We start from the raw sequence: 15,275 nt of genomic DNA, 5'->3' as shown, positions 1-15,275 counted from the left end.
TTTTATGTATACATATAAATTACACACAGGAAAAAAAATCAAATAACCAAATGAAAAATATCATAATAACAGTAATGCTGCTCTTTTGCGGAAGCATTTTTGGACAAATGTACAATCCCGTAAAATGGACTACAGCAGTTGAAAAAATTTCTGAAAAAGAATATCTTTTAAAAGCCGAAGCCACAATACAAGCTGGCTGGCATATGTACGGACAATATATTGAAGAAGGCGGGCCATCGCCAACAGCTTTTACTTTCAAAAAGAAAAACTTCGAATTATTGGGTAAAACTACCGAAGGAAAAGGACACGAAGTAGTCGATAAAATCTTCGATATGAAAATTAAATATTTTGAAGGTAAAGCGCTTTTTACACAAAAAATAAAACTCACTTCGGATGCTGTTTCAAACATTGCCGCTGAAGTTGAATTTATGGTTTGTGATGACAGCAATTGTTTGCCGCCGTCATCGGAAGAATTAATATTTAAAATTCCCAATGTTAAGAACTTGGCTTCCGCCGAAGAAACTGCTGCTGTAAAAAAAAATACAGTTGCAGCAGAAGAAAAAAATATTGCTGACGCAGAAAAGGAAATTAAAAAAGATAAAATTGATTCTGATAAAAAAAATAACTCAAAAGGTTTATTGGGTATTTTTATTATAGCATTTTTATCCGGTTTTGCTGCTTTGTTAACACCTTGCGTATTTCCAATGATCCCGATGACAGTAAGTTACTTTACAAAACAAAATAAAACGAAAGCCGCAGGAATTAGAAACGCCTTAATTTACGGATTCTCAATTGTAATTATTTACGTTTTATTAGGTTCGATTGTAACGGCGGTTTTTGGTGCCGATTCTCTAAATGCGCTTTCTACAAATGTTTGGTTCAATATTACTTTCTTTATTTTATTGGTTGTTTTTGCCTTCTCGTTTTTGGGTGCTTTCGAAATTATGCTGCCCAATGCATTAGCCAACAAAGTCGATTCGCAAGCAGACAGAGGAGGACTTATTGGTATTTTCTTTATGGCTTTGGCACTGGCAATTGTATCATTTTCATGTACGGGTCCAATTGTGGGAACTTTATTGGTCGAAGCAGCTTCAAAAGGCGGAATTGCGCCAATTGTTGGTATGTTAGGATTTTCAATAGCGATTGCATTGCCTTTTTCATTATTTGCCGCTTTTCCGGGTTGGCTAAATGCTTTGCCAAAATCCGGCGGCTGGTTAAATACAGTTAAAGTGGTTTTAGGATTTCTGGAATTGGCTTTGGCTTTTAAATTTCTCTCAAATGCCGATTTGGTTCTGCAATTGCATTGGCTGGAAAGAGAAGTATTTTTAACGATTTGGATTGCCGTTTTTGGAACTTTGGCTTTTTATTTATTCGGAAAAATTACACTTCCTCATGATTCTCCTTTAAATCATATTTCTGTTGGAAGATTAAGTTTAGGATTTCTGGTTTTAAGTTTTACCATTTATTTAATTCCCGGACTTTTTGGAGCTCCTTTAAAATTAATCAGTGGTTTTCCGCCGCCAATGCATTACAGTGAATCTCCATACGGAGTTGGTTTTTCTAAAAATACAGGAACAGCAAATACAGAAAGCTTACCCGAAGGTGCAGCATATGGTCCCCAGGATATTATCACCTTTCATGATTATGATAAGGGAATGGAGTTTGCCAAAAAAACTGGCAAACCGGTTTTGCTTGATTTTACAGGTTATGCGTGCGTAAATTGCCGTAAAATGGAAGAATTGGTTTGGTCTGATCCAAAAGTTTTGGGCGTTTTAAAAAATGATGTGGTTTTGATTTCCTTATATGTTGATGATAAAAAAGAGCTGCCGGAAAATGAACAATATGTATCTGAAACTACAGGAAAAAAAATAAAAACAATTGGTAACAAATGGAGCGATTTACAAATAAAAACCTATAAAGCAAACGCTCAGCCATTTTATGTAATTGTAGATCATAAAAGTGCGAATTTGACAGAACCATCAGCTTATAATCCTGATATTGAGAATTATTACAATTGGCTGAATTCGGGAATTAAAAACTTTAAAAAATAAGTTGTTTTAAGATATAGAAGTAATGAATACTATTTTGAATAAACTGGAAACGAGTCAGCTGGAAGAATATTTTTCTGAATTCAGAGAAAATACAATTGGCGTAAATCATCATTTTGAATCTATTTACGGAAAACAAAAATTGTTGTACGCAGATTGGATTGCCAGCGGAAGATTATACGCTCCGATTGAGGAAATCATCTGTATTAAAATGGGACCAATGATTGCCAATACACATTCATTTTCAAGTCAGACAGGAAAAGCTTCAACTTACGCCTATAATCATGCGCGCGATCTAATTAAAAAGCATGTAAATGCCAATGAATGTGATGTTTTGGTGACAACCGGAACCGGAATGACGGCAGCTTTGTCAAAGCTACAGCGAATAATGGGTTTGCGTGCCGCAGATAATATTTATAGTTTGCAACTGCTTCATGAAGATGAAAGACCAGTGGTTTTTATCACACATATGGAACATCATTCTAATCAGGTTCCGTGGTACGAAACTATGGCAGATGTTGTGGTTTTGCCTGCCGATGAAAACAATTTAGTTGATCCCAAAATATTATCCGAAGAAATAAAAAAATATGCTAACAGAAGTTTAAAAATTGGTTCGTTTACGGCTTGTTCGAATGTTACAGGAATCATTACGCCGTATCGTGAATTGGCCAAAATAATGCATCAAAACGGTGGGTTTTGTTTTGTTGATTTTGCGGCTTCGGCACCGTATGTGCCAATCGATATGCATCCCGAAGATCCCGAAGAAAGACTGGATGCGATTTTCTTTTCTCCACATAAATTTTTAGGCGGCCCCGGAACTTGCGGTGTATTGGTTTTTAATGAAAAGCTGTATCAGTCTAATTTCCCTGATAATCCGGGAGGAGGAAATGTAAAATGCACGAATCCTTGGGGAGAATATCATTATAGCGACGCCATAGAAATTAAAGAAGATGGCGGAACTCCGGGATTTTTGCAGGTTATGCGTACGGCTTTGGCTTTGGAACTAAAACAAAAAATGGGAATCGAAAACATGAAAAACAGAGAAAAGGAATTGTTGGATCTTTGTTTTTCAGAACTTCAAAAAGTAAAAGGTTTAAGTATTTTGGGAGATTTAAAAACCGAACGAATTGGCTGCGTTTCTTTTATAATCGAAAACATTCACTACAATTTAATAGTACGACTTTTAAATGATCGTTTCGGAATTCAGGTTCGTGGCGGCTGGTCGTGCGCAAGCACTTATGCACATTATTTATTTGATATTGATGCAGATAAATCAAAAGCAATTACAAACGGAATTCTTCAGAAAAACTTAACTGATAAACCGGGTTGGGTTCGTATATCTTTGCATCCAACAATGACAAATGAGGAGCTTTTATTTATTTGTGATGCCATTCAAAAAGTAAGTCTACATTATGAAGAATGGCAAAAGGAGTATCAATATAATCCTTGCACAAATGAATTTGATAATTTAGTAAAAGAAGAAACAATAATTGAAGAGGTGAAACTTTGGTTTTCTTTTTAAATTTTTACCTTGATTTTAAGAACAATAAGCGGATGAAGATAGTTTCATCCGCTTTTTTTATAGCGGATTATTAATAATAAAATCACTGTTTTTATTTAGAACAATTAAAAATAATTTGGATAAAAAGATTTTAGCAATTACTTTTGTCAGAAATTTTTAACACCATAACCAAAATGAACACAACAACCATAAAAAGAATTCTTTTTAGTTTATTGTTTCTGACCTCCTTAACAATGTTGGGACAGGAATCGGGAAAAGTAAGCGGGAAAATTGTCCTTAGTGGAAACACTCCTGCAGATAATATTACTGTTCGCCTTAAGGGAACAAAATATAATGCAGTTACGAATGATAAAGGGCAATACGAAATAAAAAATGTAAAGCCGGCAAATTATACAATTAGTATAAAATCAGTTGGTATAAATTCTGTAGAAGATAATATTGTTGTAACTGCGGGGCAGACAACAACTAAAAATTTCTCTCTTTCTGAGAGCAAAGAAGATCTTGATGAAGTAGTAATTACAAAAAATAAATACAAACAGGATAAACCTTCTTTATCTTTAAGATTACAAACTCCGGTACTTGAAATTCCGCAAAACATTCAAATTGTAAGTGGTCAAACCCTAAAAGACCAACAAATTACAAGTATGAGCGATGGGGTTATTCGTAACGTGAGTGGAGCTGTACGTTTAGAACATTGGGGAGATTTGTACACCAATATTACAATGCGTGGTTCTCAAATTCAGGCTTTTCGTAATGGTTTCAATGTAGTATCTTCTTTCTGGGGGCCACTTACTGAAGATATGAGTTTTGTAGATCATATTGAATTTGTAAAAGGACCTGCAGGATTTATGCTTTCCAGCGGTGATCCAAGTGGACTTTATAATGTTGTGACTAAAAAGCCTACAGGAATTACAAAAGGGGAGGTTTCTGCATTAGTTGGAAGTTATGATTTTTACAGAGTAAGTCTTGACCTTGACGGAAAACTGGACAAAAAAGGAAAATTATTATACAGATTTAACGGAGCTGCGCAAAAGAAAGGGTCTCACAGACCATTTGAACACAATGACCGTTATGTAATTGCTCCGGTAATTTCATATCAAATTGATGATAAAACAAAATTAACTGCTGAATATAATTTTCAGTATGCAAATATGACCGAAGTGGGTTCTTATTATGTTTTTGGTGCTGATTCCGGAGGATATGCAACGACTCCTGTAGATTTTACAATGACACAGCCAGGATTGCCAGATACTAATATTCAGGATCATAGTGGTTACCTGATGTTTGAACATAAGTTTGATGATAACTGGAAACTTACAGCACAAACTTCTTATTTTAAATATTTACAAGAAGGATATAGTTCATGGCCAAGTGCGGTAGGGCCAACTGTTGATGGAAGCTTAGGTACTGGTGAAATCATTAGAAATGTTGGTATTTGGGATGCGGAAAGCAATATGTATTTAGGGCAAATATTTCTTAACGGAAAATTTAATACGGGATCAATTACTCATAAAGTATTAGGTGGTATAGATTTAGCAAGTAAAGATTATATGGCAGATTGGGGACAATCTCATGATCTTGATACAGTAGACGATCCGTTTAATGTAAATAACCCGGATTATGGCACTCCATCAAACGGACTTCCAAATTTTGATCATACAACGCCTCTTAGTGTTAGAGCTGCTGCAGCGGGTGGAATTATGAGTTCAGAATATGCTGCCGGTTATGTCCAGGATGAGCTTGGATTTTTTGAAAACAAATTAAGAGTAACTCTTGCGGCAAGATATACCTGGATTAGCCAGACAAGTTGGGCAGAAACTCAGGCGGATAGCCATATTACGCCACGTGTAGGTATTAGTTTTTCTGTAACAGATAATCTGGCGGTTTACGGATTATATGATCAGGCATTTTTACCTCAATCAGGTATCATTCTTAACGGAGATAAAGTGAAACCTCTTACGGGTAGCAATATCGAATTTGGTATAAAGAAAGACTGGTTTGACGGATCCTGGAATACTTCATTATCGGCTTACCGAATTATAAAAGAAAATGAACTTACAGCAGATCCTAACAATGGTCCAAATGATCCGTATAAAATTGTATTGGGAGAAAAAAGAGCTGAAGGTTTTGAATTTGATGTGAGAGGAAAATTATTAGACGGACTGAATCTTATCGCGAATTATGCTTTTACAGAATCAATTGTAACAGAATCAAATATTTTAACTGTAGGTTCAGTTGTTCCCGGGTATGCTAAACATACCGCAAATGCGTGGCTAAATTATACTGTTCAAAGCGGTAAAATTAAAGGATTTGGCGCTTCTATTGGAGGAACTTTCCTTGCAGGACGTCAAACTGATACATGGAGCCCGGGAGCAGAAAGGTTGCCGGACTATTTTAAACTTGACGGAGGTTTATCTTATGAAATTGGAAAAGTAAAAGTTACTGCGAATGTGTTTAATATTTTGGATAAATACCTTTACAGCGGATCTTATTATGAATGGCTTAGTGCTTATTACTGGCAAACAGAAGCTCCAAGAAACTTTAGAGTAGGTGTAACGTATAAATTCTAATATTTTTTACAATTCTGATTATAAAGCATGCGGTTTCGCATGCTTTTTTTTTGTTGCGGGTTGAAAATTTTTATAAACTTTGAGGTTACTTTGCGGGAGACGCACTGCTGTGCGCCTCTACGATATACGTTGTGTTGATGTTTTTGTGTAGATATTTGGTATTCGTGTTTATGTTTTTTATTTCGACTATTATTGTTTTGTTGCGGATTGAAAATTTTTATAAACTTTGAGGTTACTTTGCGGGAGACGCACTGCTGTGCGCCTCTACGATATGCACTACCACGATATGCGTTGTGCAGATATTTTTGTGTGGTATTTTTTGTAAGGATATATGTTACTAGATGTTTATGTTCTTTATCTCGACAATTATTATTAAAATGTTCACCACAAATTATGTTCAATCTATATCGTAAAGACGCACAGCAGTGTGTCTACGTTCCAATAATCCGCATTTTTCCCAATTATAATATTCGAAAAACAAACAAAAATCACCTTGTAAAATTTGCTCTTTAAATAAAAAAACAAAGCCGGTTTCCCCCCAAAGAAACCGGCTTTATTAATTAACTAAATTACTATTAATGCAAGGCAAATCGTAATTTAAGGCCATACGATACCAATCGTACATCGTTTGTGTAGGATGTTTCCAATACGCTGTTATATTGTAATTGCACAGGCAGTTCCGGGTGATATTCAACCAGGGCTTTATTGTTGCCTTTATCGTAGATATTATTTAGTCCGTAGTCTAAATAAACACCAACATAAATCCAGCTTCTGTCTCCGATTTTTTGTTTTAAACCTGTTTCAAAAGTGGTAGAATAAGAAACCTCTGTGTCAATATCCTGTTTGCCTGCTGCTAAATTATCGGTACTTGCAAAACCTGCAAAGGCCGGACTAAATAGTTCTACATTATATTGTGGATAATAACCGCTTGTCGTCAGATTTTGCATTTTAGTTTCATAAGTTCCGCTAACTGCAAATCCAACTTTAAATCCTGCTGAAACATATAATTTTGATGTTCCGGGAGTTTCAAACTGAATGTTAACAGGAATATTTACATATCCCAGTTTTTGTTCTTCTCTTAGATTCGTTGCTCTGTATCTAAATTGAAAACTTTCATCTTCGGCATCAGTAGTCGTATAGGCTCCTGTTAAAAAACCGAATTTTCCATCAGAATTATACGTTTGATATTCGGCACCAATTCCGATGCTTAAACCTTCATTTAGGTAATAAGAATAACGAATTCCAGCATTGATACCATTTCCCGATTCTACTTCGCCAATCGAATTATATTTCATGAATGAAAACGGACCACCTACTGATATCGATATTTCCTGTTTTTTATCCTGGCCATAACTATTTAGGCAAATTATTAAAAGCCCGGCAATGGTTAATGATTTTATAGGATTGCTTATATATTTTTTCATCTTAAAGTTATATTAGCCAGTACCATTTTTATCTGATACTGGCGGGTTTATTTATTTTACAATTACTTTGAATGATTTTTTTATGTTCGCACTTTCAAGAACTACGAGATACATATTGCTTTCAGTCGTTGCAGGTAATTGTATTTCAGTTATTACTGAAGATGACTGAACTGTTTTAACCAGTTTTCCTGAAACAGAATAAAGTGAAATCTGCATATTTGCCAGATCTTCGGCAGGAAAATCGGCTTCTACGGTAAGTACTTTTCCAACTTCAATAGGGTTAGGATAAAGTTTGGTCTGTAATGAATTTTGTACTGTAATTGTCGATCCACAAGTTTGAAGTACTTTTCCATCTTTGGTAGTCATTTTCACGCTGTATGATGCAGTTGGGTCCAATACATTATTAGATTCATTTCCTGCAGTATAATATTGACCCGTTCCTATCAATTGTCCGTTTTTAAACCATTGGTAGGCAGTAAACTCGTAACCACCATTTGTTTGAGGATTGTTGTTTACAAGAAGTACATTGTTAAACTTTTGTTTTACAATATCATAGAAACCAAATGGTTTTTCTACCTTGATTGTATAATTAGCAGTACTGCTTCCATCTTCTGAAGTTATGGTTACGTTTTGTGTATAAATTCCCGGTTTAGGAGTTTGAACCGTAAAATTGGCAGATGGCGTTATTGTTGCATTTGTACTGTTTAAAATAGCGATGTTTGGATTGTTTTCTCCACATTCCATTACATACGTAATATCTTTTGCAGGATTGCTATAAACATCACCATTGATAGTGATACTTGTAATCGAAACATCGTTGTTTTTAATTACCAGAATTTGAGAAACAGAAACGGCTGGTAAATAGTTGTCATCACCATCCTGATGAGCCGTAATTACCAATTGTCCTGATCTTATCATATTTACTAAACCACTTGCAGACACGTTTGCCGGAGGAAGTGCAGAAGTATAAGTAAACGAATAACGAATTGGTAAACCTGAGTTTGCTGAAGCATCTAAACTGAAATCGTTATTAATTCCAAGGATTCTTGCAGCTAAAGCTCCAAAAGTAATTTGTTGAGATGCTTTTTTGATTTCAAGTTGTGCAGTAAGCGTAATTGGTGAACAATTTGGCGAACTTACAGAAGGAGAAACCGTTGCGGTAACTGTATAGAAACCTGCATCAACAGCTCCGTTTGATGTTCCTGTAGATGGAGTGGTGGTATAAACTACACTGGCTCCGGCAGGAAGATTAGCAACTTCTATGGTATGAACACTTCCACTATAAGTGAATTCTGCATCGGTAAAAGTTACCTGATCTAAAGGAGAAGCTATTACATTAATATTTTGTTGCTGAGATGCAGTATTTCCGCTATCATCAGTATAAATCCAGTTAATAACATAATTACCTACTGTTGTATAACTCAAAGGATCGGCAGTTGTTGCAGTTATAATTCCTGAACAATTATCATTTGCTGTTGGTATAGCGATTTCAGCAGGTAAAACCGAACAATAATTCGTAATATCAGGAAGATTTGTTACATCTGGTACTGGTAACGTTACATCTGGAATTGTAGTTATAGTTACAGTTTGTGTTAATGTGCAGCTATTGGCATCGGTTACAGTTACAGTATACGTTCCTGCTGACAAACCTGAAGCTGTATCTGCAGTTCCTCCTGATGGAGCCCATGAATAAGTATAAGAACCAGTTCCACCAGTTACGTTCACTGTCGCAGAACCATCACTTTGTCCGTTACAAGAAACATTAACTTGTGATGTTGTTGCTGCAAGAATAGCAGGTTCTGTTATAGTAACAACCGCTGTAGTTTGACATAGATTAGCATCTGTTACAGTTACAGTATAAGTACCTGCAGATAATCCTGATGCTGTAGCAGCCGTTCCTCCGGATGGAGACCATACATAAGTATAGGCGCCGGTTCCGCCTGTTACACTTACAGAAGCAGATCCGTTAGATCCTCCATTACATGAAACATTAGTTTGAGATACAGTAGTTGCTATAGCAGCTGGCTCCGTTATTGTAAAACTTTGTGTTGTCTGACATAAGTTAGCATCTGTAACTGTTACGGTATAAGTTCCTGCTGCTAATCCTGTTGCTGTAGCAGCCGTTCCGCCAGATGGAGACCATGCATAAGTATAGGCGCCGGTTCCTCCTGTTACACTTACAGAAGCAGATCCGTTTGATCCTCCACTACATGAAATATTTGTTTGTGAAGGTGTAACTGTTAAAGCAGTAGGTTCAGTTATTGTAAAGTTTTTTACAATCGAACATCCATTTGAAGAAGTTATGGTTACCGAATAATTTCCTGCAGAAAGTCCTACAGCTGTTGCAGAATTTCCTCCTGCAGGTGACCAAATATAAGTAAATGGTCCCGGAGCACCTGAAGGTACAACAGTTGCTGTTCCTGTATTGCTTCCATTACATAAAATATTTGTTTGAGATGTTGTGGCAACCAATGTATTTGTTGTAGTTACAGTAAAGTTTTTTGTAACAGTACATCCATTAGCATCTGTAATTAAACAGCTTACATTTCCATTGCTTAATCCCGTTACTGTTTGCGTAGTAGCGCCCGAAGGTGACCATAGATAATTATATGGCGGAGTTCCACCAACAGGTCCCACGGCTGCCTGACCTCCAGTTGTACAAGTTGCATTAATTAGCGTAGTAGTGGCATTTAATACTAGCGGCTGAGTAATTGTAAAGTTTTTAGTTAAAGTACATCCATTAGCATCTGTAATTAAACAGCTGTAGTTTCCAGCTGCAAGTCCTGTTGCCGTTGAAGAGGTACCTCCAGAAGGTGACCATACGTAAGTATATCCGCCTGCTCCCCCTGAAACAATTACTGATGCTGTTCCGCTTGCACTGCCATTACAAAGTGCATCAGTTTGTGCTGTTGAGGCTACCAAAACTGAAGGCTGACCTACAGTAACGGTGGCAGTTGTTTGACATGTGTTAGCATCTGTAACCGTAACCGTATAAGTTCCTGCCGCAAGTCCTGTTGCCGTTGCAGCAGTTCCACCAGATGGCGACCATGAATAAGTGTAACCCGGAGTACCGCCTGATGCACTTACAGTAGCAGTACCGTTCGTACCTCCATTGCATGAAACATCTGTTTTTACTGCATTTGCCGAAAATAGAGAAGGTGTATTTATTGTTACGTTCTTAATTAATGTACATCCATTAGCATCTGTAATTGTGCAGGTATAATTTCCGGCAGGTCTTCCTGTGATAGTTCCTGTAGTACCACCAAGTGGTGTCCATGAATAAGTGTATCCTGGTGTTCCGCCAGAAACTGTTACAGAAGCACTTCCATTAGATCCTCCAAAACAACTAACACCAACTGTCGCTGTAGTGGCAGAAAGAATTGCTACAGGTTGCGTGATAGTAAAACTTTGTGTCGTTTGACATAAGTTCGCGTCTTTAACAGTAACCGTATAAGTTCCTGCTGTAAGTCCTGTTGCTGTTGCAGCAGTTCCTCCAGATGGCGCCCATGAATATGTATATCCCGGAGTTCCGCCAGTTACATTTACCGTTGCAGATCCTGTAGCATCACCACGGCATCCAATATTGGTTTGTGCACTTGCTGTAGCCAACAACATACTTGGCTGATTGATAGTAAAAGTTCGTGTAGTCTGACACAGATTAGCATCTTTAATCGTAACTGTATAAGTTCCTGCTGTAAGTCCTGTTGCTATTGCAGCAGTTCCGCCAGATGGAGACCATGAATACGTGTAATCACCAGTTCCGCCAGTTACATTTACTCCAGCCGATCCTGTTGCAGCTCCATTACATAATATATCAGTTTGTGAAGTTGTTACAGAAAATGGAGTAGGTTGTGAGATTGTAAAATTTTGAGTTGCCTGACATGAGTTTGCATCTGTAACTGTAACCGTATAATTTCCCTGAGAAAGTCCTGATGCTGTAGCAGCAGTTCCTCCAGATGGAGACCATGAATAAGTATATCCTCCTGCACCTCCTGTAGCCGTAACAGTTGCAGATCCGTTTGATCCTCCATTACAGCTTACATTATTTATTGTACCTTGAGAAGCTGTTAAAACAGACGGCTGTGCCACTATAATATTACTTACAAGTTTTGTACATGCATTCGCATCTGTAATGGTCACACTATAAGTTCCTGCGGTAAGCCCGGTAATAGCAGAAGTTGTTGCTCCTGTATTCCATAAATAAGTATATCCGGGAGTACCTCCGGACGCTGTAATACTGGCAACACCATTAGACCCTCCGTTACAAGCAACATTTGTGACAGCCGGAGCTCCGTTAAGTATAGAAGGCTGTGTTATGTTGAAAATTCTGGTAATTTGTGTTGATTCACCATCTGTAATCGTTACAGTATAATTGCCGGCAGCGAGTCCTGTTGCTGCTGCATTTGTTCCTCCAGATGGAGACCACGAATAAGTATACGGAGTAGTACCGCCGGTTACTACAACAGAGGCCGAACCATTATTTCCGCCATTACAGCTTACATTAGTTTGTGGAGTTGATGAAGTGCTCAAAGCCGCTCCTGTAGTAAAAGTCAGATCGCTTCCGTAACCGGTGCCTCCGCTATTTGTAGCATAAGCTCTATAATGAATAGTTGTTGCTGCAGGAAGCGCTGTTACAAGATTAGAAAATGCTCCTGTACCTGTTCCTATTTGAACTTTAGTATTGGCAGTAGTTGGGTTTGCAGTCGTAGCCCAAACTATTCCTCTTTCTATGCTGGCATCACCACCGTCAGCAGTTACATTACCGGCAAGTGTTGCTGAAACAGATTTAACATTTGTAGCTGCAGTAGTTGTAACAGTTGGTGCTACTGCTGTAGATACCAAAGGTGCAGGATAATTTGAAGGAATAATTCCTAAATCAGTAGTTCCGGTACTATGTGACCAATATGTACTTGACGGATTATTAATTTTAGCTAATAATTCTGCAACAGTTCCCGTCAAAGTTCCTATATATTTACTATTAACAATTTCAGGCCCGGGTGCCGGAAATAAAGAAATACAATTTGTACCATTGGTTAAACCTGGAGGCAATGAACTTTCAGCACCACCACCTATGGCTGCTCCGGCTTTTGTATCCCATGTTGTTACAGGATCATAAATCGAAGAGTTATAATCTCCATGTATACCTGCAATAAATGTAGGTGATACAGGTTTTACTGATGCACCCTGATAAGCCAATATTTGGTCTCCCCCTAAAAGATTAAAGGCCGAGCCACTTGCTATTGTTATTGAACCCCCAGTCGTACCAGTTACTGTAAAACTATCGGCTGCTGTTTCTACTATTGATATAATTGTACCTGCAGGTGTAAAGGCTGGTACTGTCCACAATAAGTGAGTTTCAACGTTTGGTGAAATCCAGGCCCCGTCTCCCCATCCATTCTCTGTAAAATATACCAGTGTTCCGGCATTTATACTTTTAAGAGTAATAAAAGAAAAGCCATCGGTTGATGTTCCGGTTTGATAACCAATAAAAGCTATATCACCTGGTGCCAACACAGTTGGTTGGGCTCTAAGATTTTGTTGTACAAAAAATGTACACAAAAAGAGGATAAATAAAAGTAATTTTCTTTTCATAACATAGAGTTTAAATTAATGACATAAGTAGGCATTTTGCCAGCCGCCTACTTGTTCAGGTTTATTAGATAAAGTAAAAGTTTTAGAAAAATGTTCATCATTTATAAATGTTTCTATTTTATTAAAACTAATATTGTTATTAGAATCAATATTCAATTTATACATGTAATAATTAAATATTGTTCTGTTTGTATTCTTATCAAATTCAATATTGCCTCTTGGTCCGGCAATATTTAATTTACCAATTTCTTCAATTAAGAAACTTGTTTTATTGTCGTTTGTGTTAAGAAGAATGTTCTTTAATATGAGTCCGTTTTCATAACCTAAAACTGAAAATACAGAAGGGTTCTCAGCGTATATTTCTTTGTATTCAATAGTAAAGTTTATTGTATCATTATCATTTTGCATCCATGAACTTACTACGTAAAGTTCGTATGGCTCATTTTTGTATTCTTCTAAAATTTTTTCATTGATAAAAAATGGAGTTACATAAAACGGATACTTTTGAGTAATTTTATTTTGGTTTACAAAATCGGCATTTTCCTGTGCATACAAACCACTATAGAAAGCAAAAACAGCATCAGGTTCATGCGTATTGATAAACTGATACATCTGTGCAGACTCATTTTCTCTTGGTACAAAAGGAGTTATATAATGCCCTGAAAAAAGATTTTTTTCTTTAAAACCATATTCAATTGCAGATAACATACCGTAACCTGAATCATAAAAAGAGGTCGCACTTACAATTTTTTGATAGTTTTTACTTGTTAGGTAATTGCCTAAATGATAGCATGATTCTGTTAAACCAAAAGAATTAATATAGACTCCTTTATAACTTTGTGTTTCATAAGATATCGTTGCGCCAATTTCTGCGGCAAGCAATAAAACATAATTATTGGAAGCATAATTATAAACTTCCGATATATTATAATGTCCAAAAAAACCAATGAAAATAGATATATCTTCCTGAAAATTCAGCTTCTGTATTTTTTCAATTATCATTTTCTCGTCTGCACCAATACCAATACTTTCTACAAAAAATTTGACATTGAGATTGTTAAGTTTTAAGCCTCTTATAAAATCTCTGTCTAATGTTGGGTATTGTTGTGATTTTGGAATTAGAATTCCTATTTTAGTAGTGTTATCCATAAAATGAGATTAAAAAAACAGAGGCATAATCGCCTCTGTTGCTTCTAATTATATTAATTTCTAGAAGGAAAAATCCCTTCTATAGCTATCGAGTAATTTATACCAAGATAAGGGTTTCGTATACCAAAGGGTTGACTGCCTCCAGCGATGCCAGTAGTACCGCTAATTGTTGTAGTTATACCACCAATTTTAGTAGCTGTACCTGATTCACTATAGATGCTTGGAGTATTACCACCGGCAGCAAATGAATTATTACCATTATCAGGATCATTGCCTATAGTACCGTCAGCTAGTGCATTTGCAACTGTATTTACAAGAGCTTGACCTGCTACAAGAGCATGTGCGTGCATAGGCATGTTAGTTATTAATAATGTAGTGCTTTCAGTCCCACTAATCTCTCCTTGAGTAATATTAGTTAGGCCAGGTCCTTGTCCCATTCCAACAAGACTTCTTCCTCTTAAATCAGGTAAAGCAAATGTAGTTTGACCATTGCCACCATAAGTTGTTCCAAGTAGAGCGAAGAGCGCATTGTTTTGAGCTATTGACAAAAGTTGTCCGCTGCAAAGTTGCCAACCTCTTGGTGCGAAATTAAATCCAAATGCTAGAATTGTTCCTAAAAAAGTCTCCATAATTTTTTCCGTTTTTGTTTTGATAGTTAATAATTTTTTTTTTTTGATTTGTCACTATGTCTTTATAAATAGAGATAATAATGACAGTTTTTTAGTATAAAGCTAAATTACAGCATATCAACATTTTAAAAACAAGTATAAATACCTGTTTTTAAAGCTTTCGGTTCTTAATGTATTAGCTCTTAACAGAGTACATATTTCCGTATGCCTGATATGATAGTTTATCTCTTATAAATCAAAAATATAGATCAACCGGGGGGGAAGAGAAAAATATGTTACGAAACAGGATTTTTTTGTCATGAAATTAGCTTTTCATGATAAAAATGAACTTTAAGCTAACT

At 36.5% G+C, this 15,275-nt stretch carries 7 protein-coding genes; 3 read left to right on the top strand and 4 right to left on the bottom strand.

Annotated features, from left to right (window positions below; genetic code table 11):
* The first annotated feature begins 50 nt into the window (after positions 1–50).
* The 3 genes from SD960_RS11960 to SD960_RS11950 all read left to right on the top strand — a co-directional run bounded on the left by SD960_RS11960 (position 51) and on the right by SD960_RS11950 (position 6,140).
* A complete protein-coding gene (locus tag SD960_RS11960; RefSeq protein WP_318803346.1) occupies positions 51–2,051 on the top strand; it encodes a protein-disulfide reductase DsbD family protein in 2,001 nt (666 codons plus the stop codon).
* A 22-nt stretch (positions 2,052–2,073) separates the two neighbouring features.
* Positions 2,074–3,570, top strand: a complete 1,497-nt coding sequence (locus tag SD960_RS11955; protein ID WP_318803344.1) for an aminotransferase class V-fold PLP-dependent enzyme — start codon at positions 2,074–2,076, stop codon at positions 3,568–3,570.
* A 173-nt stretch (positions 3,571–3,743) separates the two neighbouring features.
* Positions 3,744–6,140: a TonB-dependent receptor gene (locus SD960_RS11950; RefSeq protein WP_318803342.1), complete on the top strand. Its 2,397-nt coding sequence runs from the start codon at positions 3,744–3,746 to the stop codon at positions 6,138–6,140.
* A gap of 575 nt (positions 6,141–6,715) precedes the next feature.
* Here the strand turns inward: SD960_RS11950 and SD960_RS11945 are convergent.
* Genes SD960_RS11945 through SD960_RS11930 form a run of 4 tightly spaced genes read right to left on the bottom strand, consistent with a single transcriptional unit; the run spans position 6,716 to position 14,934 of the window.
* Positions 6,716–7,564, bottom strand: a complete 849-nt coding sequence (locus SD960_RS11945) for an outer membrane beta-barrel protein (RefSeq protein WP_318803340.1) — start codon at positions 7,562–7,564, stop codon at positions 6,716–6,718.
* 51 nt (positions 7,565–7,615) lie between these two features.
* Positions 7,616–13,156, bottom strand: a complete 5,541-nt coding sequence (locus tag SD960_RS11940; protein WP_318803339.1) for a T9SS type A sorting domain-containing protein — start codon at positions 13,154–13,156, stop codon at positions 7,616–7,618.
* 15 nt (positions 13,157–13,171) lie between these two features.
* The gene (locus SD960_RS11935) at positions 13,172–14,305 is read right to left on the bottom strand and encodes an ABC transporter substrate-binding protein (protein WP_318803338.1); all 1,134 of its coding nucleotides are present in this window, start codon (positions 14,303–14,305) and stop codon (positions 13,172–13,174) included.
* A 53-nt stretch (positions 14,306–14,358) separates the two neighbouring features.
* Positions 14,359–14,934, bottom strand: coding sequence for a phage tail protein (locus SD960_RS11930; protein ID WP_318803335.1), 576 nt, complete (start codon positions 14,932–14,934; stop codon positions 14,359–14,361).
* Positions 14,935–15,275 lie beyond the last annotated feature (341 nt).

The sequence above is a fragment of the Flavobacterium sp. MMLR14_040 genome (assembly GCF_033657265.1).
GTDB lineage: Bacteria > Bacteroidota > Bacteroidia > Flavobacteriales > Flavobacteriaceae > Flavobacterium.
This window is presented reverse-complemented; position numbering and strand designations above follow the sequence as displayed.